The sequence below is a fragment of the Exiguobacterium profundum genome (assembly GCF_001909285.1).
GTDB lineage: Bacteria > Bacillota > Bacilli > Exiguobacteriales > Exiguobacteriaceae > Exiguobacterium > Exiguobacterium profundum.
Genome location: NZ_MRSV01000001.1, coordinates 302,099 through 326,825, shown reverse-complemented (window position 1 = coordinate 326,825; position 24,727 = coordinate 302,099). Strand labels below are relative to the sequence as shown.

Genomic DNA, 24,727 nt, shown 5'->3' with positions numbered 1-24,727 from the left:
AAAGAGCATATGATAGAGATTGACTAAATGGAAAGGGGTGTCGGGTATGGATGGAACGAAACGTGCTGACATTCGCCCAGGACTCCACGTCCAAATCGTTTTAAAACAAGATCAACGAAGCGGAAAGCTGACGAAAGGCGTCGTTCAAGATATATTGACGAACTCGCCACGTCATCCGCACGGAATCAAAGTGCGTTTGAGCGATGGGCAGGTCGGTCGTGTGAAAGTGATCGAAGCTGGAGGTGAGTAAGATGAGTGAGAAAAAACTATCTTTTCAAGAGGCGATGAAACAAAAGCTGGCAGAGAAGAAGCAAAATCAAACGAAGGTTCCCACGGGTTTACATGGTACAAAACAGAAACCGTTGACGAGCCAATTGACGAAAAAACCAAATAACCAGAAGAAACGTACTGGTATATAAAAAGCAGTCGCTCCTCAAAAGCGACTGCTTTTTTATCTGTTAATCGTGTAACGTGTTTACGAAATAACCATTGTTAAACTGATCGAGAAGTTTTTGATAGTATTTCATTTGATCAATATTTTTGTTGGAAAGAGCGACTTCTGCACCTGACAATAGTTCACCCACGGTCAAGCCAGTCGATACACCACTGTCTTTATAAATGAGCTCAAGACTCAAGAGCGATGGATCGTTCAATAGTACGTTGATTTTTGCAGCTGTTAATTGCATAATCAAACGTTTTTCTTCAGTCATTGATTTCGACGAGCTTGTCATTAGTGCGGACAAGGCTTGCTGTCCTTCAAGCGTGCTGACATCATAAGCAATTCCTTGAATATAAACGATTGATCCATATTCGAACGATACTTTCTCATAATTGAAGATGTTTTTCCAGAAACCAATTGTATAGACCCCATAATCAAATTCTGGTGGCGGTGGTGTACAGTCTTCAACGGTAAGTGTCACATATCGTACCCAAGGATTTCCTGTACCTGGATCACCAGGATAAGCAGTTTCCGTTTCTCCATTAACGATTGTATCTAGGTGGAGGAAGACGTTAAATTGGAAACCGTCTGATTTTAGAACGCTTTCGTCCACACCAAGATAACTTGCTAACGAGGCGTAAGGAATTAAGAGATATGTTGGATCAACGAGGGATTTTGTTTTAAACTCATATGCGCCAGGACTACCGCGCTCAAGCAATTCACTTGTTAATCGAAAATCAATTTTAATGTTTTCAGGTACGTCGGCTAACGTCACTCCGTCATTTAAATCGATGACAATCTTTAAGCCTTCCGCGATAAACTCAAAATCAACGGCTCCAATGGGAATGTTTTGACCAGCATAGATAGTAGAATCAGAAGTCGAAGATACACACCATTGCGTCTCTCTAGTCGCTTCCGCCACATTTCCCTTCATAGGCAACAATGACAACACGAAGGCCAATACGACAAACCAGGATAACCACTTCCGATGTCTTTTCATGATTCTTCCTTCTTTCTTCTAGATGACTTTTCGTGATGAACAGAAGGTGACAGCTATAGTTAGTTAATACCCGGGAAACAAAAAAATCATAGATTAAATGTGAAAAAACAAATGATAAAAAAGGATGAGTGATTGATTTATCCTTGGAAATAATGAAATTTAATTTTAAAAAGTATCTGCGCAGACATGATTTAATATTTCTAAACATTTTTATGTAAGCGCTTTAAGTGCTTATAAATAAGGGATCTCGCTTATATGATGTGAAAAAAGAGTGAAATGACCTATAAAAAAATTATTGATAATTGTCAGAATCTTTGTATAATTCAGAACTAAGACATCATAAAAAATTCTCAACTTCAGATTCACACAACAGGGAGGAACTTATTCATGGAAGCGATTCAAGGTATGTTACAAGGAAGCGTCGACTTTTTGAACAACATCTTATGGTCGTACGTATTGATCGCCGTTCTCGTTGGAGCCGGGATCTACTTCACGGTCAGAACACGTTTTATGCAGTTCCGTTACTTAAAAGAAATGTTACGTACGGTGACAGATAAATCGGACGTTACACTTTCAAAAGACGGGAAGAGTATTTCTTCAATGAAATCATTCTTTATCGGTGCCGCGACTCGAATCGGTACAGGTAACCTTGCCGGGGTCACGGTAGCGGTCACACTTGGTGGACCGGGAGCGGTCTTCTGGATGTGGATCGTCGCCCTTCTAGGTGGTGCGACAGCCATGATTGAAAGCACGCTCGCTCAAGTATACAAAGTGAAAGACGATGTCGCGTACCGCGGTGGTCCGGCTTACTACATCGAAAAAGGTTTAAACAACCGTGCACTTGGAATCGTATTCGCGGTTCTCATTGCTGTCACATTCGGACTCATCTTCAACTCTGTTCAATCGAACACAATCGCTGCGGCATTCGATAACGCATTCGGAATCGATGCAGCAATCGGTGGAGCAATCTTGGTTGTTCTTACTGGTCTTGTCATCTTTGGTGGTGTACAACGTGTCGCGAACTTCTCGGCAATCGTCGTACCTGTCATGGCTGTTCTCTATCTTGCCATCGCACTCTACGTTGTCGTTGTGAACTTCGCTGAACTTCCAGGCGTCTTCGCTATGATTTTCCAAAGCGCATTTGGTTTGAACGAAGCAGTCGGTGGTTCAATCGGTGCTGCAATCTCAATGGGTGTACGCCGTGGACTCTTCTCGAACGAAGCAGGTATGGGTTCTGCACCAAACGCAGCAGCAGCTGCTGAAGTATCGCACCCTGCGAAACAAGGTTTCCTTCAAGCACTCGGTGTATTCTTGGATACGTTGATCGTATGTACAGCAACTGCAGCGATCATCCTTCTCTCAGACAGCTACGCTGCTGGAAACGGTGAAGGGATTGTCCTTCTTCAAAACGCATTGACTGAGCAAATCGGAGCACTTGCTCCAGCATTCATCGCTGTCAGCGTCTTCTTGTTCGCCTTCAGCTCGATCGCAGGAAGCTACTACTACGGTGAAACGAACATCGAATTCATTAAGAAGAGCAAAGGTGCAGTCCTCGGATTCCGTCTCGCGACAATGGCATTCGTCTTCATCGGAGCGGTCGCAAGCCTCGGATTCGTCTGGAGCCTCGCTGACCTCTTCATGGCAGGGATGACATTGATCAACATCGCGGCGATCACATTGCTCGGTGGCGTTGCCTTCAAAGTTCTCAAAGACTACGAAGAGCAACGAGCTCAAGGTCTCAACCCACGCTTCTCGGCTCGTAAACTCGGTATCGAGAATACAGAGTGCTGGGATGTGGAAGAAGACGAAGTGGCACAAGGTACTGTTCAAGCAGCAGCAGCCGACGCTTCAAAATCATAATTCGTGAAATGCAACAAACAGGGACCCTGCTAATCGGGGTCCCTGTCTTTTTATGCATGATAACGTATCGGCTTGACGGTTTGTTCCGTCTCCGATTTGTTCAAATACAAGTAACTTCCGGCAACGAACAACGCACCACCGACAATATTACCGAGTGTGGCGAAGAATAGATTGTAAAGGGCACCGCTAAAGGTGACGAGGTCCGACGGTACATAGTGGAGCGCGAGAGCGAAAACGCCCATGTTCGCAATCGAGTGCTCGAATCCAGCGGCGAAAAATACGACGACCGGAAGCATCGTCAGCATAATCTTCGCGACATCATTGTTCGTTTTGAGTGGCATGAAGATGGCCAAACAGACGAGCACGTTACATAAGATTCCTTTCAAGAAAATAGCAAGGGCGTCTCCACCGATTTTCTTCGCGGCGACGACAGCAAGCAAATGGTCACCCGACACGTCACCCATGCTGTGAGCTCCGATGACGAGAAGCGATAGCAGGACGGCACCAATCAAGTTACCGACCCAACTGAGTCCCCATATCTTTGCGAGGTCGAACCAAGCGACACGTCCTCGTTTTGCACCGGTGTAGAGATACATGGTGTTGCTCGTGAACAACTCTCCCCCCATCCAGACAATGAAGACGAGGGCCACCGAGAAACTGGCGCCTGCAATCAGCATCGTACCGGGGACATCGATGAACATGTTTCCGACGGTGAATGAGAAGACGACTCCAATCCCGATTAAAAAACCGGCGATTATCGATCGTAACATGTATTTAGGAAATGAATGTTGAAGCAATGATGATTTCTTGAATGCGGCTTCTTCCATATAATCGACGACTTGCTTTTCCATGAAAAAACCTCCTTTAGACCCTTTCAGTCTAGGAGGTCGACGTCAAGTTTGCAATTGTTTTCACAAACTTTCAAGAAGTTCTCAAGAAACCGTTCACATCGCTGCCACGAGTTCAACTTTGATGCGGTCCGGGTCTTCAAAAAATAGTGCTGTATAGTTTGGGCCACCTGCGTGGGGGAAGCGGTCCGCGTACAATTCACGAAACCCGTGGGATGCAAGTTGTTGCCGAACTTCTTCTAGTTGTGCGAGGGAGGACGCATGAAATGCCAAGTGATTAAGACCAGTCTTTTTTCGGTGATAAGGTGGCGTCAGGTGGGCCTCTTCCGTTTGAACGAACACGAGATATGTTTCACGGTATCGATAGCTCCGTCCTTCTGGCCAAGATTGATAGAGCGTGTAATCAAGTTGTTCACACAGGAGCCATTCCCAGGCACGTATACTGTCGTGTAGGTTTGAAACGTAAAGCTCAACATGGTGAAGCATGAGAATCATCCTTTCGATGGACGTTTGAAAATGGTCCGTTCGGTATAATTGAACTATACAACGAATGAGGGAGGAAACGTATGGATCGGACAGGGCTCGTCTCAAATATTTTGATTGCCGGAAAGACCGGTGTCGGAAAGAGTGCGTTTATCAACTATATATATGGACATGACGTCGCCGAATCGCGTGCTGGAAGTCCGGTCACCGCAGAAGGACTTCACGAATATGAGTATTACGATTTAGAGCGGGGTATCTTGTTTCGTTTTTTTGATACGTGGGGGCTCGAAGCAGACCGCTCTGAAGAGTGGCATCAAGCGATCTTATCCATCGTCCATCAGCGTGAAGGCGCGCTCGATATCGCGGAGTGGTTTCATACGATTTACTACTTGTTGTCGGTGCAGTCAGGACGTGTCGAGGCATATGAGCTCGAGGCGATTTTAAAACCTTTATATGAGCGGGGGAGCAACGTCGCCCTAATATTGACTAACTACAATGAAGACGACCCGATGAGTGTACAAAAGGCAGAGGCGATGGAACGGGTATTGTTACGTGCACTACCGATTGAAGAAGAGAACATCATCCGTGTCAACAGTGTCGAAAAGAAGTTACTCACAGGAAAACACGTCCCGGTAAGAGGATACGAAGAGGTATGGAATCGGAATCGGACGAACCTATGGAAAGACATCGAGCGAAAACTTCCCATTAACCTGACGAATCATCTTCTTGAAGAGTTAGAGGATTGGCGAATTCGTAGTATCGCTTCGTCAGAGACGATTCGCATGCTAACCCCGCAAGCGATGATCAGTTGGAAAGCTAGAAAAATAGAGAAAGATTTAGAAAAGACGCTTGAAGAGGCAGCTTTGACGACGGAAGAGGCGATGGCAGAAGGGGTGCGTCATTATATCCAACTCATGCAACGATACCCGCTAGTCGGAGAGCAAGCAGACCTTTTGTTTAGAACGAGACGAGTTGAGCTCGGATTTGACTACTCGTTCGGAAAAACAGTTCGAAAGATGGTTCTCGGAATGATTCCTGGAGTGCACTTCATCTACTGGGCATTCAAGCGTCGGACGGCAGAGCGAGGGATTAAAAAGGCCATCGAGCAACAATATGCATCTGTAAGACAAACGATTGAAGAAGAGATTCGACGCGGCTTTGAGCGCGAGATGGGTCAGCTTGGTCGCACGCTCAACTCATAAGGGGGAAACGTAAATGGAATCGACGAAACGATTTGATTTTAAAGATTATGATTTAAAGGCAGAGCTCGAGCGGCTACGGGGTAATGTCAAAAAACCAAACATCCTCATCGCGGGAGCAACGGGAGCAGGAAAGAGTTCTGTTGTGAACTACGTGTTTGGACGTGATTTGACGAAAGTAGCAGCCGGGGAACCGGTCACAAGAGGAATTCATCAATATACGAGTGATGATATCGCAGTCACCTTGTTCGACAGCGAAGGATATGAGATCGGGAGTGCGCGGCAACAACATTACGAAGAGGAAGTCATCGGGTTTGTGGAGAACGCAAAGCGGCAAGAGGCATCCAAACGAATTCATCTCGTCTGGTATACCATCAACGCTGCGACAAAGCGTGTCACACCACTCGACAAGGCCTTGATTCGCCGTCTACGTGAATCGACCGCTGTCGCTGTCTTATTCACACAAATCGATCAGGTCGATTTAGAGGAACTGACGGCATTACGGAATGAACTGAATGGAATCCTTCCGGAAGAAGCGATCTTCCAAGTCAGCATTTCTTCGGAAATATTGAACGATGAAGCGTTGCGTCAATATGTGGATTGGGAACGACTGATTGCGTGGTCGGTTGAACAGCTAGATGCTTCCTTGCAGGAAGGGCTCTTGATGGAGATTCATGCAGAGAGTGAAGCGATGCTCAAGTTAAAGCGTAAAAAGGCGAATCGAATCATCTCTGGCTATGTCGCGAGCGCAGGAACGGCTGCTGCGGTTCCGCTCCCGTTTGCTGATGCCGTGGCATTGACGCCGATTCAGGTGACGATGAGCGTCCATCTATTTCGCTATTGGGGTGTCAAAGCGAGTGATGATTTGTTAAAGACGCTCATTGGAAGTACCATCATTCCACAAATCGGTCGCACGTTATCGAAAACGATCTTATTGAACGTCATGAAGTTTTTCCCGGGAGCGAACGCAGCGGCCGGTGTCATCAATGCGACCGTCGCATCAGGGATCACGTGGGCCATCGGACTCGCAATTAACGAAATCGCTTATCGTAATGCTATGGATTCATCGAAAACGATTGAACAGTTGTTAAATCAAGAGTTCGGATCGCTATTTGAACAGTTTTTGAAGCAAAAACCGAAGGCGGATCAACCCTCTTAACGCCTCCCATTTGTTAGACTACAAGTAAGTGTAGAGAGGGGGAGAAAAATGAAAAAACGAATCTATATTACGCGTCGCTTGCCAGAAGAGGCAGTCGAACCGCTTCGCGATCAATACGATGTGCGCATGTGGAAGCATGAAGGGGAAAGTGTGCCGCGAGAGGTTCTTTTAGAAGAAGCGTCATCTGCGCATGCGCTCTGGACCATGCTCAGCGACACGATTGACCGTGAAGTGTTTGAGCGTGCCACAGATTTAGAGGTCGTCTCCAATTTGGCGGTCGGATATAACAATATCGATTTGAACGCAGCGAAAGAGAATGGCGTCATCGTCACCAACACACCCGATGTCTTGACGGAAACGACAGCAGATTTGACGTTTGGTCTCATGATGATGACGGCACGACGTCTCGGAGAGGCGGAACGTGACTTGCGCGCCGGGGAGTGGAAGTCCTGGCTGCCGATGGGCTACGTCGGGATGGACCTTTATCAAGCGAAATTGGGTATCATCGGAATGGGGCGAATCGGTGAAGCGGTCGCACGTCGGGCAAGAGGATTTGACATGGAAGTTCTATACCATAACCGGACACGGCGACATGAGTCGGAGTCGATGTATGGCTTCACCTATGCGGAACTCGATGAACTATTGACACAATCCGATTTCGTCGTCGTTCTCGCACCGCTCACGGACGAGACACGGGGAATGCTCGGGGCTAAAGAGTTTGCCAAGATGAAGGAAACATCCATTTTCATCAATGTGGCTCGTGGAGAAATCATCGATGAACAGGCGCTATATGAAACACTTAAAGCGAGGAAGATTTGGGGAGCGGGATTAGACGTATTCACAAAAGAACCAATCGACCTCGGTCATCCATTATTGACGCTTCCGAACGTGACGACATTACCGCATATCGGGAGTGCGACGATTCGGACACGTCTGGCGATGATGGCATTGAATCGAGATGCCATCACAAATGTGCTCGAAGGGAAAGAACCGAAGAATCGTTTGACGTAAGAAGAGCCTGACGCGGGTGCGTCAGGCTCTTTGTTACTATGTTAGAAACGTCGGATATTATCCGGATCTTCTACGTCATTTCGATAAGCACGATCATCGAGACCACGTAGTTTTTCCTCGCGATCTGGATTCTTCGTTTCTTTATCCAGTTTATCTTGCTCCGGGTCTACGGGATGGCTTGGGTCGACGGTCTGAGCCTCACGGTAAGGTTTTGAGTCGATTTCCAATCCATCGTCAGTATGACTACCAAGATGAGTCGATGATGCGTCTTGATATGGTTTCGAATCGACTGTCACCCCGTCTTGATGACGACGTTCAAAGTCTTCATCCACATAAACGAGGATTTTCCCGGCTTCTACATCGTCATAGTGACGTTTTACTTCCTCTTCGCTCAGTCCCATGTTGCGTAGACCGGCGTGCACGTCTTCATGACCGCTGAGGAACGCCCGAACCTTATCGAACCAGCTCGCTTGATGGGTCGCTTCCGTATGAACATCTGTATCACGTCTCAAAATCGAAACGTTGTCTTCATGTTTTGTGACGACATAAATGTGGGAGTCTTCATAACCTTTCGCTCGCAACTCCTCGATTTTCCCAAGTGCTGCATCCTGCGTATCGTGCATGCTGATAAATCGTTTCTCATTCATAGTCGTTCCTCCTTATAATCGGCGATGATCTTCTAATCCAGAATGACCGCGTACAATCGGATCATCCTTTGTACCACGTGGCTTCTCGTCGTGATCGTTAAATGGTTTCGCGTCAAAGGCGATCCCATCCGCTTTTTCCCCTTTATCATGATCGAGCTCACTGTCTTTTTTATACATGTTCGGATAGCGGTCGTACGAGTGTCGATCGATGTAGAGTAAAATTTGTCCTTCATCGATGGCATCATAATACTGTTCCGCTTCGGCATCGTTGAGCCCCATATTGCGTAACTCATCACGAATGCGGTCACTTCCGTGTAGGAATGCTTTGACACGGTCAAGCCAATTGACGTCACGGATACCGGACTCGGCATTCACATCCGTGTGGTCACGTAACGCAGAAATTTCCCCGTCCCGCTTGGCGACCACATGCATATTCTTTTCAGCCTCCCCTGCGGCTTTCAGCTCTTCCACTTTGTGCATGACTTCCTGTTCGCTCTGGAACAGGCCAATCATTTTTCGATCTGACATCGAATACCCCCTTTAGAATTTTCAATCTAAAACAAGCGTCACAATAGGAGTAATTTCCGTTCTCGCCATAATTGAAACAAAAAACGCCATCTCCTAAGAGGAATGGCGTGGTTAGTAATAAAGCATGAGCGTATCGTCTCCGAGAGAACAACGTGTACTCTTCCAGACGAACTCGATTAATGTCCAGATGGCCATAAAGCCACTGATTGCCATTAAAATGAGCGCATAGAGTGGGGTCAACTGAATGACGAATGACCAACCAATTGTCATTAAGAGCGGTTGAATCAGGAAAATGGACGTGATGTAGACGACAACGATGAGTAAGGCGAACGTAATCCGCCGACCTAGCGTCTGGATGTGATGTCGGAAGCGGGTCAATATGCCGAAGATGGCACCGGTCACGAGGACGGGTAACAGGAAGGCCAGATAATCAATTGGATACGTCGACATGGGGGCGGTGAATAGTCGACCGCTAAAGACATCGTCAATCACGAGCAGTAAGTTGGCGTAGGCAAATGCCAAAATCATGCCGAGTAGCCAGCCGAAGCGGTTCCAAATCGTACGAGACGATTTGAGTGCTTCAATCTTTGTGTAGGCGAGGAAGGCAAGGTCGCGCACTTCGATTTCTTTTAACGAAAGCTTGGCTTCGTCCAATTGATTGACGGCCCAATCGAATTCCCGGTTTGCTTGCGCTTTTTCATGAGGTTTTAATTCATCCGAGGCATCAATCAACACGTGATAGCGTCGACGATATTCTTCATTTGTTTCGGGTTGTTCAATGAGGAAACGAGCGTATTCCTGAGGATCTTGATTTAAAAGGCTTTCGAGCGACTGACCACTTTTCTCAGCATGCCGGATGTAGCCAGCGAGTGCGAGTAGATGTCGGTCCGCTTCCGCCTCATTTCCAAGAAGTTCGATGAGGCGCTGGCGCACTTCGTTAAAGAACTGTTGGACGTTCGGGTCGTGAATCATATTCGGTTCCAGGGAGATTCCTCTCCTTTCTTGGTTTGTCATGGTCAAGCGGGTGGTTCGTCATTATGAGAGAGTTTAAGTGACTCGAAATCACCTTGCTCGATACTTCGAATCAAAATCTCGCTTCCTCCCATGTTCGTCGAAAGTGGGATGGAGTAGACGTCACAAAGACGCATCAATGCGCTCACATCCGGTTCGTGAGGTTGAGCAGTTAATGGATCTCTGAAAAAGATGATCATATCCATCTCCCCGCGTGCGACGGCAGCACCGATTTCTTGGTCCCCACCAAGCGGTCCTGATCGGAAGCAATGAACAGGTAAGCCAGTCGCTTCCGCAATCCGTTTACCCGTTGTACCGGTCGCAAACAACTGATGCTTTTTTAGAATATGCGCGTACGTTTTAATGAGGACGATTAAATCGTCTTTCTTTTTGTCGTGAGCCACTAGAGCGATATTCATCCTAAATTCCTCCTAACATGACGTCTCTTGTTATTCGTATCATATTTGACTTCATTTGGCACGATTTCTCTCTTAAACTAACGTACCCATTTCCAATGAATCGTAATAGTCATGTAAACGAATTGACTTACAGTTCAGGTTTGATGATTTTGAAATATAGGTATGTATGAAATAGCACTGTTAAATAAAAACAATCATTTCATGTGAAAAAGGAGGAAGATTCGATGAACAACACAACGTATAACTTCAATACGTTCATGTCATGGCTACCAGAGCTTTTGCTGGCAATTGTTATTCTTGTAGTCGGTTATATCTTGGCAAAAGTATTGGAAAACGTGACACGTAAAGCATTGAAGAAGGCACGACTCGATGAGCGGGCCGGTATCAAAAAAAATGAGGAGAAAGGAGAAAAGTGGACCCCTGAACGCATTATCGGAAAAGTCGTGTTCTTTGGGGTATTACTCCTCGCATTCCTGATCATCTTTGAATTCATGAACGTTCCAGCCATTACGGAACCATTCAGTCAGATTTATGAAGGATTCTCTGGATTGATTATCGGTGTCATCAAAGCCGGCTTGATTTTACTCGTTGCCTGGGTCATCGCTACCCTGTTGAAAAAAGGGATTCAAATGGCGGGACATCGTTTGAATTTGAGCAAGTTGATGGAAAAAACGGGGCAAGAATCGACAAGCGTCAACCAAACGAAGTGGGTCGACACGGTCGCGAACATCGTCTTCTATCTCGTGCTCTTATTGGCATTACCGGCTGTACTTGACGCCCTTGGACTTCGTGGGGTCAGCGGACCATTCGAAGATTTATTGAACAGTTTCCTCGGATTCATTCCGAAACTTGTCGCAGCAGCGCTCATTTTTGCAATCGGATATGTGGTTGCGAAGATTGTCCGCGACATTTTGACGAAATTCCTCGAAGCTGCAGGACTAGATCGCTTGGCAGAGCGATTCCATCTATCTGATTACGTGAAGGGATCGAGTCTTGCGAAAGCAATCGGTACAATCGTCTTCATCTTCATCATGATTCCGGTGACGATTTCGGCGCTTGAGGCGCTCGATATTCGAGGGATTTCGGAACCAGCGATTGCGATGCTCAATGATGTACTGGTCATGATTCCAGACATTCTCGTTGCGATCGTCCTCGTCCTCGTCGGGGTGTTCGTTGCAAAATGGTTGAAAGGGGTCGTTGTATCACTTCTTGAAAATCTTGGCGTCAACTCGTTGGCTCAAAAAATGGGCTTCGGGGAACGTGCGTCTTCGATGTCAATTGCCCAAGTGGTCGGTGTCATTGTCCAAGTAATCGTGATCTTGCTCTTCGTATCCGAAGCGCTTCAAGTCGCGAATCTTGAGTTCATGGCATCCCTCGCAACAGCCATCTTTGCTTACTTGCCGATGGTCATTGCAGCACTCATCATCTTGGCAGTCGGATTTTGGTTGGCGAACATGGCAGAGCGCTTAGTTGGAAGTGTACTTGTTGATGGAGCTGGACAACCGAGTGCGCTTCGCTACGTAGCGAAGTATGCGATTCTCGGACTCGTCTTCTTCATGGCAATTAGTCAGCTCGGCATCGCACCGATGATTGTCAATACAGCATTCCTTCTTATTCTTGGAGCTGTTGCCCTTGCCTTCGGTCTTGCTTTCGGTCTTGGTGGTCGCGAGACGGCGGCACGTTATTTGAAAAAGGCAGAGCGACGTATTGATGAAACGGAAGTTTCAAAAGAAGGTCTCGAGCAGGAGAAAGAACAGATGAGCCGCGAAGCGGAAGCTGCAAAACAACAAGCGAAGCAAGGCGTGGAGCAGTCGAAACATGAAGCGGAACAATCGAAACACGAGTTGAAGCGAGATGTTCAAAATCCAAAAGTTGACCATGTTGATGGACCGGAACCGAATCCGTTCCATGAAAACATCACTCCGGATCAGGACAATCGATCACTTGATGATAACGATGGTCCGTTACGCCCATAATCGATGCTTGAACGGGTCTCCTACAAGGAGATCCGTTTTTTTGTGTTCAACTCAAGCATAAATCTGGTCGATAGTAAAAGAAAAGAGTGTAGGGGTGAGGGGAATGTTTGAACGTTTTCAACGGACGCTCGTGATGAACTATATCATCGGCTCAGGTTTGGCTGTCTTTGGAGTAGGTGGTGTCTTTATTTTTCAAACGCTTGACCTGTCCATTCGAGAGATTTTACTACTGTTAGGCATCATGTTGGGGTCAGGGATAGTTATGATTTTCTCAGAACTACTCTTATACCGTCGCCACATTCGACCGATACGACAGCTTTTTATGACCGAATCCCCATCGATTGACGAATTGACGTCGGCATTCGAACAAGCGAGTCGATTCCCGATTTTAACGGTGCAACGGATTTTAGGTCCTCATTTGTTTGGATTATCCATCCCGTCAATTGGTTTAACCGCCGTTTTTATTCAGATGGGGTGGATTGACTTACCTTATCGTTTGATCGGCTTGGCTGCAATCGGGGCCGTCATGATTGCGGTACTACATGCCTTGATTGAATATTTTTTGACGGTTCGATCGGTTGAGCCATTACTTGTATACATGAAAGAAAGGCATCTCGAACTTTATCATCTGCCTATTCATGCAACGTATCGATCATTTAGTGTCCGAACTAAATTATTGATCAGTATGCTCATTACGGGTATCTTTCCCATCATGTTGTTCATGTTGGCGTCGAGTGTCCAATTGTCGACTTCGACTCGAACGGATACGTATTGGAATTGGGCGCTCGTGATTCTTGTCATCATCGTTGGAATTGCGGTGTTATGCAGTTTCTTACTCTATGACAACATCAAACGTCCGATTGGATTTTTGACGTCCGGCATCGAACAAATGGAGTCGGGACAACTTCAGAAAATCGAGAATCCGTACTTAGATGAGTTCGCCCAACTGATTGGGGGATTCAATCAAATGGTTGAGACGGTAACTGCTCGTGAACAAGAAAACGCACAGCTGTTAGACAGCCTCTTCATTTTATTCGCAGCAACGCTCGATGCACGTGATCCCTACACAGCAGGTCATTCTGAGCGTGTCGCGATGTATTCCGTTGAGCTTGCTCGCGCCATTGGCTTACCGCATGCACAAGTCGATTTACTCAACAAGTCGGCACTTCTACATGACATCGGGAAAATTGGAATTCGAGATGACGTCCTACTAAAAGAAGGGAAGCTGACAGACGAAGAGTTTTCAAAAATTCAAGAACATCCGACCATTGGCATCCATATTTTGAGTCAAATTCATTTACCTGCATCGCTTCAACCGATTTTAGCCGGAGTTCGATCGCACCACGAACGAATCGATGGGAAAGGATACCCGGACCGCTTACATGCGGTCGACATTCCGTTATTCGGAAGAATCATGGCGATTGCCGATGCTTATGATGCCATGACATCAGATCGACCCTATCGGTCAGGGATGCCAGTGGAAAAGGCGCTTTCCATATTGGAGAGCGGTCGGGGAACACAATGGGACGCGGAATTTGTGGACGTGTTCGTCCAGCTTCGTCGTCAGGCCATATCAGCATAAGAAAAGGAGCAGCACCTCGTGTGCCGCTCCTTTGTCATATAGTTTGAAAGGCATATACCCCGAATACAGCTCCAATGACGACAACGACGAGGTTGACCCGTAGTAGCGCCAGGAAAGTGGCTACCACTCCTCCGAATAAGGCAGACGAGGTGGTGGTCGTGGAGGATAGGACGCCCGGAAAAATCAAACTAGCCAGTACCGCATACGGGATGAAGGAAAGAAATCGTTTCATATATGCCGGTAACGCCAATTCCTTTAGCCAGAGTAGCGGGACGAGGCGAGGGAGATACGTGACAAGTGCCAATCCTAGAACGAGTAGAAACAACGATATCATGTGACCTCTTCCTCCTTGAATAGAAAAGCACCGAATCCGGCTGCGACAACGGTCGCGACGATGATTCGAATCCCATCTGAGATTGAGAAGAACGGGGTGATGACCCAATGGAGTATGGCTTGAATAATGATAGCTAAGCTTGCTACGACGAAGACGGGACGAGTCGTTAATGATGGAACGAGTAACCCGATGAACATCGCATATAGCGCAATCCCCATACTCGCCTGTAATGTGCTTGGAAGACCGAAGGCGAGGAAGACCCCCATCCACGTCCCGACATTCCAAGCAAGAAATGCGATTGTATTCAACCCGAGCACGAACATACCGGAACGGGCCTCTTGACGAGTAGAGGCGATGCTGAACGTTTCGTCGGTCACACCAAACGCGATGGTAGCCAATAGTCTTCGAGATGTACTCTCAATCCGTTGGGATAGTGAGGCGGACATTAAAAAATGACGAGAGTTTAGAATGAACGTCGTCAAAATGATTTCCCAATACATCGAACCGGCCATCAGAAGTTGTACCGTAATGAACTGACTTGCCCCGGCAAAGATCAAAAAGGACATCGATAATGTGATAGCATTCGGCAAGTTGAAAGATTGTGCCAAAAGACCGAAGGCAATCGCAATCGGGATATATCCGATGGCGACGGGAATGCCGGCGCGTAGTCCTGCGCGAAACGTGGGTTGCGGTGAAGTTGGTGATGTGGGATGAATCGAAGTCGCCATGATAGCCCTCCTCCATAATTAAGATGATTTTTATGTCATTCGGGATGAATAAACGGTTTCCTGCTCAAATGATAAAAAAGAGGGTATACATGTATCGTTAAGGAGGGTGATCACATGAGTCGTGCTGAAGAATTTTTGGCATCCTATCATCGAATCGAGGACTACTTGAGTCGAGAGATGGGAGATGGGCAACATTTCAGTTTTAGTAACATGGTGAATCGGTTAGCGAAACAAAATCCAATCATCGACCGGTATAAAGAAGATTTACATCAGATGAGTCAACTACGAAATGCCATCGTCCATGAGCGGCGTGAACCTGATTTTATTATCGCGGAGCCACACGAGTCGCTTGTTGCATTGATTTTAGAAGTAGAGCGAGAGCTCCTTCATCCACGTCTCGTCATTCCATTGTTTGCGAAATCGGTGGTGACGTTTCAGTCGGAAGATTTTTTGACGGAAGTACTCCGGGAGATTCGAGATAAAAATTATTCGCAATTCCCTGTATATCATGACAATGGGTCTTGGCGCGGACTGTTGACGAAAAAAGGAGTGACCAGTTGGCTAGCCGAAACAATCGACGGGCCCAACTTGTCACTCAAAGGAGTTCGCGTGAAGCACGTGCTCCACCACGATCCGCATATGCACCGGTATCGATTCATTCGAAAGGATGCGACCGTAATCGAGGCACAGCACTGCTTTACGCAAATGAAAGAGGGCGCACGATATGACGCCCTTCTGATTACAGAGACCGGAAATCCAGATGAACCGCTACTCGGCATCATCCGTCCTCAAGATTTATTGAACGCGCTCCGTTGAGGCAAGATGTTCAATGGCGACCTCATATTGGGTAACGGTGTTGCCGAGGACGATTGGTTTCACTTCTGAAGTCCCGTCATCACGTTTCTTATGGGCGTGCTTATAAGCATTGCTGTCGCGCCAGTTCTCAAAGCTGTCTGCATCACGCCATGTGGTCATGATGACGACATGATCCATCGCCTCATCAGACGTATCCGTCAACACTTGCATACGGACAAAGCCATCCATCGCTTCGATTCCTTTTGTCGTTTCGAAGCGTGCTTTGACCGCGTCGGCCTTTCCTTTTTCAACGTCTAGTTTGTTCATCACAATCCACATCCCACATTTCCCCCTATACGAATAAGATGACTCCATTATAACGTGAACAGGGAAATGCCTGAAAAAGGATGCTCACTCAACGTTTGCTCCACCATTCTTCGAACGCCCAGTTCTTCTGCTTCATCATCGTCGCTTCAGTGACACCGACATAACGCAAATGCCAAGGTTCGTAATTGTATCCCGTGATTTTCTCTTTTCCTTTTGGATAGCGGACGATAAATCCATAGAGATGGGCGTTTTGAAGCATCCATTTCCCTTCAGGCGATCGGTCGAAGGATTCATATAGCCCTAGACGCATGCGTTGACTCGTCATATCAACGGCGAGACCCGTTTGATGTTCACTATGACCGGGACGTGCCACATATTTTGAAGCATATGCGACCCCACGTGTGTTGACGTAATAGGCATAGAGTGACTTTTGTGTCGAGTAAGATCGGTAGGCGCTAAGGGCGTATAACGTATGACCTTGCTTCCGACCGGCGTAATATAGTTTAGCCAAAGCGTATGCTGCTTCCGCTGTCATCAAGGTCCGTTCACTCCCTTTTTGATAAACAGTTGGAATGGTTAATGTGACAAGTTGTGGGGAACGGTAAGTGGACGGGAGTGCATTCGCCTTGTTGACTAGTCGTAAACGGTCTGCAGAAGGCATTTTAGGGATGCCGGCTTTCAAGTTGGCAGAGGGAGTGAAGTACTTCGTATTTCCGATATAGACGTTCGACCAGCTCCGGTTACAGGTCGTGTAGCGGACCGGGACGTTCGTTCGTAGCGTCTTAAGAATTGGAGAAGATTGCATGGCACGACCGTACAAATACGTCGTTTTAATCGTATAACCTAGTTGTGGGGACGAGGATGCCGCTGTCACCGGCGACACTTGAAACAACAGCAAACAAATGATCAAGATACGCAAGGACTTCATGGCAAAACGCCTCCTCGAGAGTTAGATGATGTTCCTTTTCCCGTTTTCTTGATAGATTGTGCATCTTTTATCCATCTTTAGGTCGGAAGAGGATACGGCTTGGGCCCGATGAAGGTGAGCAAGAAATCCATTACAATTAAAATAACGAATGAGATCGTAGAGAGGAGTGAGCGAATGGAAGCTTTAGTCGGTTTACCACTTTTATTGCTCGTCCTATTCTTTGCCTTTTTGTATTTTAATATCAAAGGGCTATCGAATATGTGGAAGGACTATAATCGAACGAAATCGATGATTCCGCTTGGTTTTTTCATCGTCGGGATTATCGGGATTTTCACAGGAGTGTGGACGTGGCTCGTCATTTTGATTTATTACGTCGTCCGACCGAAAGAATAAACACTGTATGCAGACGCATACAGTGTTTTTGCTATACTGAGGACGAGGTGTTGAGATGGAGAAATTGATAAAAGCATGGTTTATCGTGACGTTGATCACGTTTGGAATCTTTAAGCTCGGTGAAGTGCTGACGACCCCTTACTCGGAAACACCGGGTGAAGGGAATCTATACTGGATTGTTCTCTTGATTGGATGGCCGTTTCTTTTATTGTTTATTTGGATCACCATTCGTTTGACATATCGAGTCGTCTCTTCTGTGCGACCGTTTGGAAAGGTCAGTTTAGCGATCGGAAGTTTCGTCATGGCCGGTATAGCTTGGATGACTAACCAATCACAGGCGACGTCTCTTCGAGAAGGAATTCGTTTATCAGCCAATGAGTCGTACGCAGAAGGATGGAACCAGTTCACGAATATCATCTATATGAACCAGCTGACGTTCTTCCTTTTGACGGTCAGTTGTATGGGAGTCGGAATTCTCTCATCATTCTTCCTGAACAAAAAACAGCGAGACGAAGCCGTGTGAGCTTCCTCTCGCTGTTTTTATAGGTGTTCTTTATAAAGACGTGCATAGCGATCCGCAGCGATGATGGCGTCAGCAACTTCTTCAGGTGTAACATCGAAACCGCTATGAATCGTTTCGCCATCTGCCGTGGCCGCTTTCCCGACCTTCAAGATATCGTCTCGAGATGCATCTTTTAATTTGATATCTTCAAGTGTGACCGGTAAGTCGAGTGCCATATAAAAGGCAACATACTGCTCGAACTCTTCTTGAGGGCGTCCTTCGAGTGCGAGTTGCACGAGTGTTCCAAATGCAACTTTTTCACCGTGCGTCAAATGGTGGATGTCTCCTTCAAGTGCGGTGAATCCATTGTGAATGGCATGGGCTGCAGCCAAGCCACCACTTTCAAAGCCGAGCCCGCTCAATAAGGTGTTGGCTTCCACAACAGCTTCAAGCGCAGGTGTGACGACTTTTGCTTTCACAGCTTCATACGCTTGAATCCCATATGTGAATAGAACCTCTTCACACCGTTCGGCAATCGCCTCCGCTGCAAGTGTCGGGACACCGCCAGCCATCGTCTTGCCTCCGAATGCCAGGACACTTCGCACTTCCACCCATGTGGCCAATGCATCGGCAATACCTGACGCTAAGAAGCGTGGCGGTGCTTGTGCAATCAATTCCGTATCCACAAGGACGAGATCCGGATTCTTTTTATAGAAACGGTAGCTTTCGAAATTGCCTTCATCTGTATATATGACCGACAATGCGCTCGTCGGTGCATCCGTAGAGGCGATGGTCGGTACAATGACGATACGCGCATCCAATTCATCTGCGACCGCTTTTGCTGTATCGAGCGTTTTCCCACCGCCGAGACCGATAACAAACGCTGTTTCATGCTTCTTAGCGTCTGTAGCGATTCGAGTGATTTCGTGCTTCGACGCTTCTCCGATGAAATCAGCTTTCGTCGCCTTGAGCTGGCTCGCTTGCAGAGACTGGGTCACCCGTTCGCCGATCAACTCCCATACGACGTCATCCGCGATGAGTAAAGCGTTGGAACCGAAGTGAGCGACAAACTCTCCGATGCGATCAATCGTTTGCTTCCCTTGCACATACTTGGCCGGACTGATGAAAATGCGTTCTGACATAGTGAACTCCATCCTTTCATATCAGGTTTGGTGTAAGTGCTTACAAGGCAATCATACTACAACTGGTAAAGAATATACGTGAAGATTACATGAAGAACGGCAGCTGACCAAGCACAAGCAATAGGATGATGATGGCGACGACAATGAGAAATCCCCAGTCGTTCATTCGTTTCGTCATAGCACACGTCTCCTTCATGGGTTGGAATTGCAATTCTTCCTCAGTATAGAAGGTGGTAAGAAAAAGGGAGGATGAATAAATAACCAGGTTAAAAAAAGTTACGCCTTGTCGTGAGCGGACAGGTCATCGGGTTTAACAGATGATGAATCGGGAACACTAGAGTCGTATGTTGATTTTCTTGAAGGAGGAATTGAGTATGTCGAAACATGTACTGATTGTCACAACGTCAGCAAGTCAATTATCAAATGGTCATGCAACGGGATTATGGCTTGAAGAGTTTGCCGTCCCTTATTTATTGTTCGAAAAAGAAGGGTATAAAGTGACGGTCGCGAGTATCGAAGGTGGAGACGTGCCAATCGATGCGAATAGTTTAGAAGATGGTTTGTCAGAAGACATTCTTAACACACGGGAATTGCTTAAAGACACAGCCCGTCTCGATCAAGTCGCAGACGAGTCGTACGATGCAATCTTCTTACCGGGAGGTCACGGGACAGTTGTCGATTTCCCAGGGAATGAAACATTACAACGTGTCATTCGTAACGTATACGAAAGTGGAAATATTGTCGGGGCAGTTTGTCACGGACCAATTGGATTGGTCAATGTGAAACTCAGCAACGACGAGCCACTCGTTAAAGATAAACAGGTGACAGGGTTCACCGATGCGGAAGAAAAAGAGATGCAACTCGATTCTGCCGTACCGTTCTTACTTGAAACGGGACTACGCAATCAAGGCGGGCAGTTCAAAGGAGCTGACAACTGGGCGGTGAACGTGGCAGTTGACGAACGTCTCGTCACTGGTCAGAACCCTCAGTCTTCTGAAGCGGTCGGGAAAGAACTTGTTAAGCTACTCGGATAATCGTGTGAAGCAACTTCGAATGTCGAAGTTGCTTTTTAGTGTTTGGACATATGTCCTATTCAAGTCTTCTTTCTTTTCGTAAAGTCAGACGGAGAGAAAGGGGAATGACATGGGAATTTTATTTGCCATCTTATCAGGGACGTTCATCGCCCTTCAAGGAATCTTTAATGCAAAACTAGGAGATGCGGTAGGCGCATGGATGTCCGTCACCATCGTTCATTTTGTCGGACTTCTGTTGGCACTTGCGATTTACTTCTTCAAGCGAGATGCGGACATGACAGCCTTCAAGCGCGTACCTTGGTATTATAGTTTAGGAGGATTGTTCGGTGTATTCGTTGTCTTCGGCGAATTGACGGCGATTCAACAACTAGGGGTCACATGGGCAATCTGTGTATTGCTTGTGGCACAATTAGTAGGAGCCTTCATCATCGATTTGAATGGTTGGTTTGGTGTCAAACGGAAACCGATGAACACGGGACAGGTCATGGGACTCGTCTTGATGGTTGTTGGAATCGGAATCTATACATTTTCTTAAGGAGTTCACTTTACATGATGGATATTATGGATGCACTGAAACGATTGCAGTGGAATCATCTGTTTTCGAATGAAACGCTTGAGTCCTCGTCCGTAGTGACATATGCGTCTGGGACCATGTTATGTTCGAACGATCAGCACATCGAATCTTTATTCGTCGTCCTTGAAGGGCGTGTCAAAATTTATACGCTCAGTGAAGAAGGGAAATTGCGATTGTTGCGTCTGAAGGCTGCTCCAACATTGATTGGAGATATCGAATATGCGAGCGGACGCAATGTATTGCATACGGTTGAAGCGGTCGGTCCCGTGACGTGTCTGCGCATCCCTTTCGAGGCGCTTCGACGATATAATCGCACGGTCGAATTCACGGAGCATCTGTTACGAGGCGTGTCCGAAAAATTATTCATCGAGGCAAACGCCTCGTCGAATCATCTCATGTCGACTCTCGAAGAGCGGTTGGCCGGTTACTTGATCTCACTCAGTGAATCTGGGAATGAACTGTTTCAAGCGGAGATGAGTCAACTGAAACGGAAAGAAGTCGCAGAGTGGCTAGGGACGAGTTATCGTCACTTGAACCGAACGTTGCAGGCATTCGTGGATGAAGGATTGGTCAAACGAACGAGAAAAGAAGTCATCATTTTAAATAGTGAACGATTGAAAGAACGTGCGAACGGCATGTTTTATGAGTAAGGAGGAGTTATATGATTTTTGGTATCATCTGTTCGGCTGTGGCTGGGGCGTTTATTAGCGTACAGGCGGCGGTCAACGCGAAAATGAATACAAATTTAGGGGCTTGGGCCACCACCGTATTGGTCTTTATCGTTGGTTTGGTCGGATCCATCATCCCGTTAGTATTATTTGGAGGAAATCTTGCTGGATTACGTGACTTGTCGCCAATCTATTGGCTCGGTGGTTTATTTGGTGTCGGTGTCGTGTACTGTGTCATGCGCAGCATCCAGTTACTCGGACCCACATTGTCTGTGTCACTCATTCTCGTGTCACAACTCATTTGGGCGTTAGTTGTCGATTTGTACGGAGCCTTCGGGATGCCTCGAATCACGTTATCGGCCGGACAAATTGTAGGGCTCACCATCCTTCTTGTCGGGGTCATTCTCTTTAAACAGTCTCAGACGGCGGCTATCGCCAAACAAGCTGTCAACGAAGCCACTTCTTGAGGAGTGGCTATTTTTCTGAGCAAAACGGGTACAGGTTGGTAACGATTTTTTGATAAAATGAAGCAGTATGCTTTAAAAATTAGCTGAGGTGATGAAAAAAGTGGATTCTTCCATAGTGATTGATTTGTTGATTGTTTTGTTTTTGATTGTGTTGAACGGGATTTTTGCGATGACAGAAATTGCGCTCATCTCATCGAAACCTGCAAAACTTGAGGTTGAAGCAAATCGAGGAAAACGAAGTGCCAAGATTGCGCTTCATTATTCGAAAGACCCGACAGATTTGTTGTCGACCGTTCAAGTCGGAATCACATTGATTGGGATTATTAACGGGGCATACGGGGGCGCACGCTTCTCGGCACCGCTCGCATCGGCATTTGAACAAGCCGGAATGAGTACGCAGTATGCCGGAACCGTTGCTTATGTGGCCGTCGTTACGATTATTACGTATCTGTCGCTCATCATTGGTGAATTGGTCCCGAAACGGATTGCGCTCGTTTCGCCTGAGAAAGTCACGATGGCGATTATTCCTTCGCTCGATTTATTCAGTAAAGTGATGAAACCGTTCATTTGGATTTTATCGAAATCGACACTCTTTTTGTTCAAATTGTTAGGGTTGAAGGCGGAACAGACGAGTGGGGAGACTGAGCTCGAGATCAAACAACTCTTGTTTGAAGGCGCCCAGCAAGGGCAGTTCGCTCATGAAGAAGTTCGACAAGTCGAACGGGTCTTTGCGTTTCATGATCAATTGATTTATGAGCTCATGCAACCACGGACGACGCTCGAATGGGTCGACTTAGAAGATGACATGGACGATATGAAGAAATCGATCTATGAAAGTAAACATAACAAGTTACCGGTTGGACGCGACTCGCTTGACGATTTTGTCGGGTACATCGACGTACGTGACATCTTGACGTTGCCGACACTGCGTGAGCCGTCACAGATTTTGAAGCGCATCAAACAGCCGCTCATCGTTCCAAAACAGCGAGAGGCGAGCCAGGTGCTTCAAATGATGCAGAAAAATGGCGTCGAAATCGCCTTTGTTTTAGATGAATACGGCGGATTCCTTGGCATGGTCACCTTGTTCGATATTTTAGAAGAAATCGTCGGAGAGGTGATGATTGAAGAGGATACACCGGAAGTGGTACGTCGTGAAGATGGATCATATTTGGCGGATGGGTTACTCGGGATCGAGGATTTGAAGCGAACGTTCGAGATTCGGGATGACCGATTCGATGAAGGGCGCAACTCCTATCATACGCTCGCAGGACTCGTCATTTACGCACTCGGTGATTTTCCGAAACGAGGCGATGTGGTCGAAGCCTATGGTCTTCGCTTTGAAGTCGTGGATATGGACGGAAAGCGTGTCGACCAAGTGCTTGTTTCAGAATTAAAAGAACCAATTACTGAAGAGGACTGATGCGATGCATCAGCCCTCTTTTTCGTGTGTCATCCACGTTCGTCGTAAAGCTCCTAACAAGACTTGGGCTGTGTGCAACATCGCTCGTTCATCCACGTCGAAGCGGGGATGATGATGCGGAAAGATTGCGGAGAGCTCGGGATTTCCTGCTCCTGTGAAGAAAAAGCTACCAGGAACGTGCTCGACATAATAAGCGAAATCTTCCCCGACCATAAGTGGTGCCATCTCAATGACACCGTCTGCACCAACGACCTCCACCGCACTCTCACGGACGAGTTCCGTTTCGGTCACATGATTCACGACAGCAGGATATCCTTTTATATACTCCAATTCATAATCAGCATCGCTCGCTTCACAGACGGAACGAATGATCCGCTCCATATCGGAGATGATTTTTTCTTGCGTCTCCCGAGTGAATGTACGCACGGTACCCGATAATTTGGCTTCTTCGGCAATGACGTTGAACGCTTGCCCGGAATGGAGCGTACCGATGGTCAGCACGGCAGGTTCGAGCGGATCGATTCGCCGACTGACGACCTGTTGGAGATGATTCGCCACGTTCACGGCAACCATGAGGGCATCGACTGTATGTTGCGGAATCGCGCCATGTCCACCTTTTCCTGTAATGGTCAATTCAAAGCGATCTGCCGCAGCCATGACAGGACCTGTTTTCACGCCAATCGTTCCGAACGGAAGTGGCGTCCAAATGTGCGCACCGTATATATAATCCACGTTGTCGAGACAGCCGTCTTCAATCATCGGTTTGGCACCACCTGGAGCCAATTCTTCGGCGAACTGGTGAATCAACACGACGTCTCCTGGAAGGCTCATCTCAGTCAATACTTTCGCTAAAACGAGAAGTGTCGCCGTGTGGGCATCGTGTCCACACGCATGCATGACCCCGTTCACTTTTGAACGATACGGGACATCTTTCACATCTTGGATGGGAAGGGCGTCAAAATCGGCACGTAATGCGATGGTCGGACCGTCACCGCCTTTGATTCGACCGACGACCCCATTGCCGCCAACGTGCTCACGTACTTCAATCCCAAGTTCACGGAGATACGAGGCAATCATCTTTGGTGTTTCGACTTCTTGAAAAGACAGTTCAGGATATTGGTGAAAATGGCGTCTTAGGGACACCATTTCTTCGAACAACTCGGTCAAACGTACTTCGGCATGCGTGACGATCATTGCGAACACTCCTTTGTGGTTACCATGTCAAGAAATGAATTCATTTACAAATTGTTATG

General features: G+C 47.0%; 29 protein-coding genes. 16 read left to right on the top strand and 13 right to left on the bottom strand.

All coding sequences use genetic code 11. The features are described from left to right. Nucleotides 1-46 precede the first annotated feature (46 nt). Complete coding sequence (locus tag BBB58_RS01830; RefSeq protein ID WP_015880320.1) at nt 47-250, top strand: YwbE family protein; 204 nt, start codon at nt 47-49, stop codon at nt 248-250. A gap of 1 nt (nt 251) precedes the next feature. Continuing rightward, a complete protein-coding gene (locus BBB58_RS15110) occupies nt 252-419 on the top strand; it encodes a hypothetical protein (protein WP_015880321.1) in 168 nt (55 codons plus the stop codon). Between the two features lie 39 nt (nt 420-458). Here the strand turns inward: BBB58_RS15110 and BBB58_RS01825 are convergent, their stop codons facing one another. Then, on the bottom strand, nt 459-1,439 hold the full coding sequence (locus tag BBB58_RS01825; protein ID WP_074035133.1) for a hypothetical protein: 981 nt from the start codon (nt 1,437-1,439) through the stop codon (nt 459-461). A gap of 387 nt (nt 1,440-1,826) precedes the next feature. On the opposite strand from BBB58_RS01825, the gene BBB58_RS01820 reads away from it, so the two are divergent. Further along, nucleotides 1,827-3,299 (top strand): alanine/glycine:cation symporter family protein, encoded by a 1,473-nt coding sequence (locus BBB58_RS01820; RefSeq protein WP_074035131.1) that lies wholly within the window; start codon nt 1,827-1,829, stop codon nt 3,297-3,299. A gap of 50 nt (nt 3,300-3,349) precedes the next feature. Here the strand turns inward: BBB58_RS01820 and BBB58_RS01815 are convergent, their stop codons facing one another. Next, complete coding sequence (locus tag BBB58_RS01815; protein ID WP_074035130.1) at nt 3,350-4,150, bottom strand: formate/nitrite transporter family protein; 801 nt, start codon at nt 4,148-4,150, stop codon at nt 3,350-3,352. A gap of 93 nt (nt 4,151-4,243) precedes the next feature. Further along, nucleotides 4,244-4,633: a VOC family protein gene (locus tag BBB58_RS01810; RefSeq protein ID WP_074035129.1), complete on the bottom strand. Its 390-nt coding sequence runs from the start codon at nt 4,631-4,633 to the stop codon at nt 4,244-4,246. 80 nt (nt 4,634-4,713) lie between these two features. Here BBB58_RS01810 and BBB58_RS01805 point away from each other — a divergent pair, with 80 nt between their 5' ends. Genes BBB58_RS01805 through BBB58_RS01795 form a run of 3 tightly spaced genes read left to right on the top strand, consistent with a single transcriptional unit; the run spans nt 4,714 to nt 7,999 of the window. Beyond that, nucleotides 4,714-5,832 carry a GTPase gene (locus tag BBB58_RS01805; RefSeq protein ID WP_074035128.1) on the top strand — a complete coding sequence of 373 codons (1,119 nt, stop codon included), beginning with the start codon at nt 4,714-4,716 and terminating at the stop codon, nt 5,830-5,832. A gap of 13 nt (nt 5,833-5,845) precedes the next feature. After that, nucleotides 5,846-6,988, top strand: coding sequence for a YcjF family protein (locus BBB58_RS01800; protein WP_074035126.1), 1,143 nt, complete (start codon nt 5,846-5,848; stop codon nt 6,986-6,988). A 48-nt stretch (nt 6,989-7,036) separates the two neighbouring features. Further along, nucleotides 7,037-7,999: a 2-hydroxyacid dehydrogenase gene (locus tag BBB58_RS01795; protein WP_074035124.1), complete on the top strand. Its 963-nt coding sequence runs from the start codon at nt 7,037-7,039 to the stop codon at nt 7,997-7,999. Between the two features lie 41 nt (nt 8,000-8,040). On the opposite strand, the gene BBB58_RS01790 is transcribed toward BBB58_RS01795, so the two are convergent. The 4 genes from BBB58_RS01790 to BBB58_RS01775 all read right to left on the bottom strand — a co-directional run bounded on the left by BBB58_RS01790 (nt 8,041) and on the right by BBB58_RS01775 (nt 10,604). After that, nucleotides 8,041-8,646 (bottom strand): YflT domain-containing protein, encoded by a 606-nt coding sequence (locus BBB58_RS01790; protein ID WP_074035122.1) that lies wholly within the window; start codon nt 8,644-8,646, stop codon nt 8,041-8,043. A 12-nt stretch (nt 8,647-8,658) separates the two neighbouring features. Further along, nucleotides 8,659-9,174: a YflT domain-containing protein gene (locus BBB58_RS01785; protein WP_074035120.1), complete on the bottom strand. Its 516-nt coding sequence runs from the start codon at nt 9,172-9,174 to the stop codon at nt 8,659-8,661. Between the two features lie 111 nt (nt 9,175-9,285). Then, nucleotides 9,286-10,188 (bottom strand): hypothetical protein, encoded by a 903-nt coding sequence (locus tag BBB58_RS01780; protein WP_244150771.1) that lies wholly within the window; start codon nt 10,186-10,188, stop codon nt 9,286-9,288. A gap of 2 nt (nt 10,189-10,190) precedes the next feature. Next, nucleotides 10,191-10,604, bottom strand: a complete 414-nt coding sequence (locus tag BBB58_RS01775) for a methylglyoxal synthase (RefSeq protein ID WP_015880332.1) — start codon at nt 10,602-10,604, stop codon at nt 10,191-10,193. Nucleotides 10,605-10,828: 224 nt separating this feature from the next. Between BBB58_RS01775 and BBB58_RS01770 the strand changes: the two genes are divergently transcribed. Beyond that, on the top strand, nt 10,829-12,580 hold the full coding sequence (locus tag BBB58_RS01770) for a mechanosensitive ion channel (protein ID WP_074035117.1): 1,752 nt from the start codon (nt 10,829-10,831) through the stop codon (nt 12,578-12,580). Nucleotides 12,581-12,683: 103 nt separating this feature from the next. Beyond that, on the top strand, nt 12,684-14,162 hold the full coding sequence (locus BBB58_RS01765; RefSeq protein WP_074035115.1) for an HD-GYP domain-containing protein: 1,479 nt from the start codon (nt 12,684-12,686) through the stop codon (nt 14,160-14,162). A 34-nt stretch (nt 14,163-14,196) separates the two neighbouring features. On the opposite strand, the gene BBB58_RS01760 is transcribed toward BBB58_RS01765, so the two are convergent. Together BBB58_RS01760 and BBB58_RS01755 are read right to left on the bottom strand one after the other, a co-directional pair. Continuing rightward, the gene (locus BBB58_RS01760; protein ID WP_074035113.1) at nt 14,197-14,496 is read right to left on the bottom strand and encodes an AzlD domain-containing protein; all 300 of its coding nucleotides are present in this window, start codon (nt 14,494-14,496) and stop codon (nt 14,197-14,199) included. Beyond that, nucleotides 14,493-15,224, bottom strand: a complete 732-nt coding sequence (locus BBB58_RS01755; protein WP_074035112.1) for an AzlC family ABC transporter permease — start codon at nt 15,222-15,224, stop codon at nt 14,493-14,495. The genes BBB58_RS01760 and BBB58_RS01755 overlap by 4 nt, the downstream gene beginning before the upstream one ends. 114 nt (nt 15,225-15,338) lie before the next feature. On the opposite strand from BBB58_RS01755, the gene BBB58_RS01750 reads away from it, so the two are divergent. After that, complete coding sequence (locus BBB58_RS01750; protein ID WP_074035110.1) at nt 15,339-16,040, top strand: CBS domain-containing protein; 702 nt, start codon at nt 15,339-15,341, stop codon at nt 16,038-16,040. Here BBB58_RS01750 and BBB58_RS01745 read toward each other — a convergent pair. Both BBB58_RS01745 and BBB58_RS01740 read right to left on the bottom strand, forming a co-directional pair. Then, a complete protein-coding gene (locus tag BBB58_RS01745) occupies nt 16,020-16,358 on the bottom strand; it encodes an antibiotic biosynthesis monooxygenase (RefSeq protein WP_074035108.1) in 339 nt (112 codons plus the stop codon). The two genes, BBB58_RS01750 and BBB58_RS01745, sit on opposite strands and share 21 nt — an antisense overlap. A 76-nt stretch (nt 16,359-16,434) precedes the next feature. Continuing rightward, nucleotides 16,435-17,274: a M15 family metallopeptidase gene (locus BBB58_RS01740; RefSeq protein WP_074035106.1), complete on the bottom strand. Its 840-nt coding sequence runs from the start codon at nt 17,272-17,274 to the stop codon at nt 16,435-16,437. Between the two features lie 174 nt (nt 17,275-17,448). Here BBB58_RS01740 and BBB58_RS01735 point away from each other — a divergent pair, with 174 nt between their 5' ends. Both BBB58_RS01735 and BBB58_RS01730 read left to right on the top strand, forming a co-directional pair. Further along, complete coding sequence (locus BBB58_RS01735) at nt 17,449-17,667, top strand: hypothetical protein (RefSeq protein ID WP_074035105.1); 219 nt, start codon at nt 17,449-17,451, stop codon at nt 17,665-17,667. A gap of 55 nt (nt 17,668-17,722) precedes the next feature. Beyond that, nucleotides 17,723-18,190: a hypothetical protein gene (locus BBB58_RS01730; RefSeq protein ID WP_074035104.1), complete on the top strand. Its 468-nt coding sequence runs from the start codon at nt 17,723-17,725 to the stop codon at nt 18,188-18,190. A 17-nt stretch (nt 18,191-18,207) separates the two neighbouring features. On the opposite strand, the gene BBB58_RS01725 is transcribed toward BBB58_RS01730, so the two are convergent. Further along, nucleotides 18,208-19,311 (bottom strand): glycerol dehydrogenase, encoded by a 1,104-nt coding sequence (locus tag BBB58_RS01725; protein ID WP_074035103.1) that lies wholly within the window; start codon nt 19,309-19,311, stop codon nt 18,208-18,210. Between the two features lie 374 nt (nt 19,312-19,685). Between BBB58_RS01725 and BBB58_RS01720 the strand changes: the two genes are divergently transcribed. The 5 genes from BBB58_RS01720 to BBB58_RS01700 all read left to right on the top strand — a co-directional run bounded on the left by BBB58_RS01720 (nt 19,686) and on the right by BBB58_RS01700 (nt 23,474). Then, nucleotides 19,686-20,345 (top strand): type 1 glutamine amidotransferase domain-containing protein, encoded by a 660-nt coding sequence (locus BBB58_RS01720; protein WP_074035102.1) that lies wholly within the window; start codon nt 19,686-19,688, stop codon nt 20,343-20,345. Between the two features lie 109 nt (nt 20,346-20,454). Beyond that, complete coding sequence (locus BBB58_RS01715) at nt 20,455-20,880, top strand: DMT family transporter (protein ID WP_015880345.1); 426 nt, start codon at nt 20,455-20,457, stop codon at nt 20,878-20,880. Between the two features lie 14 nt (nt 20,881-20,894). Continuing rightward, nucleotides 20,895-21,569: a Crp/Fnr family transcriptional regulator gene (locus tag BBB58_RS01710; RefSeq protein WP_074035100.1), complete on the top strand. Its 675-nt coding sequence runs from the start codon at nt 20,895-20,897 to the stop codon at nt 21,567-21,569. An 11-nt stretch (nt 21,570-21,580) separates the two neighbouring features. Further along, complete coding sequence (locus BBB58_RS01705; protein ID WP_074035099.1) at nt 21,581-22,054, top strand: DMT family transporter; 474 nt, start codon at nt 21,581-21,583, stop codon at nt 22,052-22,054. 91 nt (nt 22,055-22,145) lie between these two features. Then, on the top strand, nt 22,146-23,474 hold the full coding sequence (locus BBB58_RS01700) for a hemolysin family protein (protein WP_031424263.1): 1,329 nt from the start codon (nt 22,146-22,148) through the stop codon (nt 23,472-23,474). 9 nt (nt 23,475-23,483) lie between these two features. Here the strand turns inward: BBB58_RS01700 and BBB58_RS01695 are convergent, their stop codons facing one another. After that, nucleotides 23,484-24,668 (bottom strand): amidohydrolase, encoded by a 1,185-nt coding sequence (locus tag BBB58_RS01695; RefSeq protein ID WP_074035098.1) that lies wholly within the window; start codon nt 24,666-24,668, stop codon nt 23,484-23,486. Nucleotides 24,669-24,727: the final 59 nt, after the last annotated feature.

Excerpts from the sequence above, each read along its gene's own strand:
- BBB58_RS01725 (WP_074035103.1), bottom strand. The coding sequence starts at position 19,311 with ATGTCAGAACGCATTTTCATCAGTCCGGCCAAGTATGTGCAAGGGAAG.
- BBB58_RS01740 (WP_074035106.1), bottom strand. The coding sequence starts at position 17,274 with ATGAAGTCCTTGCGTATCTTGATCATTTGTTTGCTGTTGTTTCAAGTG.
- BBB58_RS01700 (WP_031424263.1), top strand. The coding sequence starts at position 22,146 with ATGAAAAAAGTGGATTCTTCCATAGTGATTGATTTGTTGATTGTTTTG.
- BBB58_RS15110 (WP_015880321.1), top strand. The coding sequence starts at position 252 with ATGAGTGAGAAAAAACTATCTTTTCAAGAGGCGATGAAACAAAAGCTG.
- BBB58_RS01735 (WP_074035105.1), top strand. The coding sequence starts at position 17,449 with ATGGAAGCTTTAGTCGGTTTACCACTTTTATTGCTCGTCCTATTCTTT.
- BBB58_RS01810 (WP_074035129.1), bottom strand. The coding sequence starts at position 4,633 with ATGCTTCACCATGTTGAGCTTTACGTTTCAAACCTACACGACAGTATA.
- BBB58_RS01695 (WP_074035098.1), bottom strand. The coding sequence starts at position 24,668 with ATGATCGTCACGCATGCCGAAGTACGTTTGACCGAGTTGTTCGAAGAA.
- BBB58_RS01775 (WP_015880332.1), bottom strand. The coding sequence starts at position 10,604 with ATGAATATCGCTCTAGTGGCTCACGACAAAAAGAAAGACGATTTAATC.
- BBB58_RS01785 (WP_074035120.1), bottom strand. The coding sequence starts at position 9,174 with ATGTCAGATCGAAAAATGATTGGCCTGTTCCAGAGCGAACAGGAAGTC.
- BBB58_RS01780 (WP_244150771.1), bottom strand. The coding sequence starts at position 10,188 with ATGACAAACCAAGAAAGGAGAGGAATCTCCCTGGAACCGAATATGATT.
- BBB58_RS01750 (WP_074035110.1), top strand. The coding sequence starts at position 15,339 with ATGAGTCGTGCTGAAGAATTTTTGGCATCCTATCATCGAATCGAGGAC.
- BBB58_RS01720 (WP_074035102.1), top strand. The coding sequence starts at position 19,686 with ATGTCGAAACATGTACTGATTGTCACAACGTCAGCAAGTCAATTATCA.
- BBB58_RS01765 (WP_074035115.1), top strand. The coding sequence starts at position 12,684 with ATGTTTGAACGTTTTCAACGGACGCTCGTGATGAACTATATCATCGGC.
- BBB58_RS01815 (WP_074035130.1), bottom strand. The coding sequence starts at position 4,150 with ATGGAAAAGCAAGTCGTCGATTATATGGAAGAAGCCGCATTCAAGAAA.
- BBB58_RS01800 (WP_074035126.1), top strand. The coding sequence starts at position 5,846 with ATGGAATCGACGAAACGATTTGATTTTAAAGATTATGATTTAAAGGCA.
- BBB58_RS01790 (WP_074035122.1), bottom strand. The coding sequence starts at position 8,646 with ATGAATGAGAAACGATTTATCAGCATGCACGATACGCAGGATGCAGCA.
- BBB58_RS01745 (WP_074035108.1), bottom strand. The coding sequence starts at position 16,358 with ATGTGGATTGTGATGAACAAACTAGACGTTGAAAAAGGAAAGGCCGAC.
- BBB58_RS01755 (WP_074035112.1), bottom strand. The coding sequence starts at position 15,224 with ATGGCGACTTCGATTCATCCCACATCACCAACTTCACCGCAACCCACG.
- BBB58_RS01760 (WP_074035113.1), bottom strand. The coding sequence starts at position 14,496 with ATGATATCGTTGTTTCTACTCGTTCTAGGATTGGCACTTGTCACGTAT.
- BBB58_RS01820 (WP_074035131.1), top strand. The coding sequence starts at position 1,827 with ATGGAAGCGATTCAAGGTATGTTACAAGGAAGCGTCGACTTTTTGAAC.
- BBB58_RS01715 (WP_015880345.1), top strand. The coding sequence starts at position 20,455 with ATGGGAATTTTATTTGCCATCTTATCAGGGACGTTCATCGCCCTTCAA.
- BBB58_RS01805 (WP_074035128.1), top strand. The coding sequence starts at position 4,714 with ATGGATCGGACAGGGCTCGTCTCAAATATTTTGATTGCCGGAAAGACC.
- BBB58_RS01710 (WP_074035100.1), top strand. The coding sequence starts at position 20,895 with ATGATGGATATTATGGATGCACTGAAACGATTGCAGTGGAATCATCTG.
- BBB58_RS01825 (WP_074035133.1), bottom strand. The coding sequence starts at position 1,439 with ATGAAAAGACATCGGAAGTGGTTATCCTGGTTTGTCGTATTGGCCTTC.
- BBB58_RS01770 (WP_074035117.1), top strand. The coding sequence starts at position 10,829 with ATGAACAACACAACGTATAACTTCAATACGTTCATGTCATGGCTACCA.
- BBB58_RS01795 (WP_074035124.1), top strand. The coding sequence starts at position 7,037 with ATGAAAAAACGAATCTATATTACGCGTCGCTTGCCAGAAGAGGCAGTC.
- BBB58_RS01730 (WP_074035104.1), top strand. The coding sequence starts at position 17,723 with ATGGAGAAATTGATAAAAGCATGGTTTATCGTGACGTTGATCACGTTT.
- BBB58_RS01705 (WP_074035099.1), top strand. The coding sequence starts at position 21,581 with ATGATTTTTGGTATCATCTGTTCGGCTGTGGCTGGGGCGTTTATTAGC.
- BBB58_RS01830 (WP_015880320.1), top strand. The coding sequence starts at position 47 with ATGGATGGAACGAAACGTGCTGACATTCGCCCAGGACTCCACGTCCAA.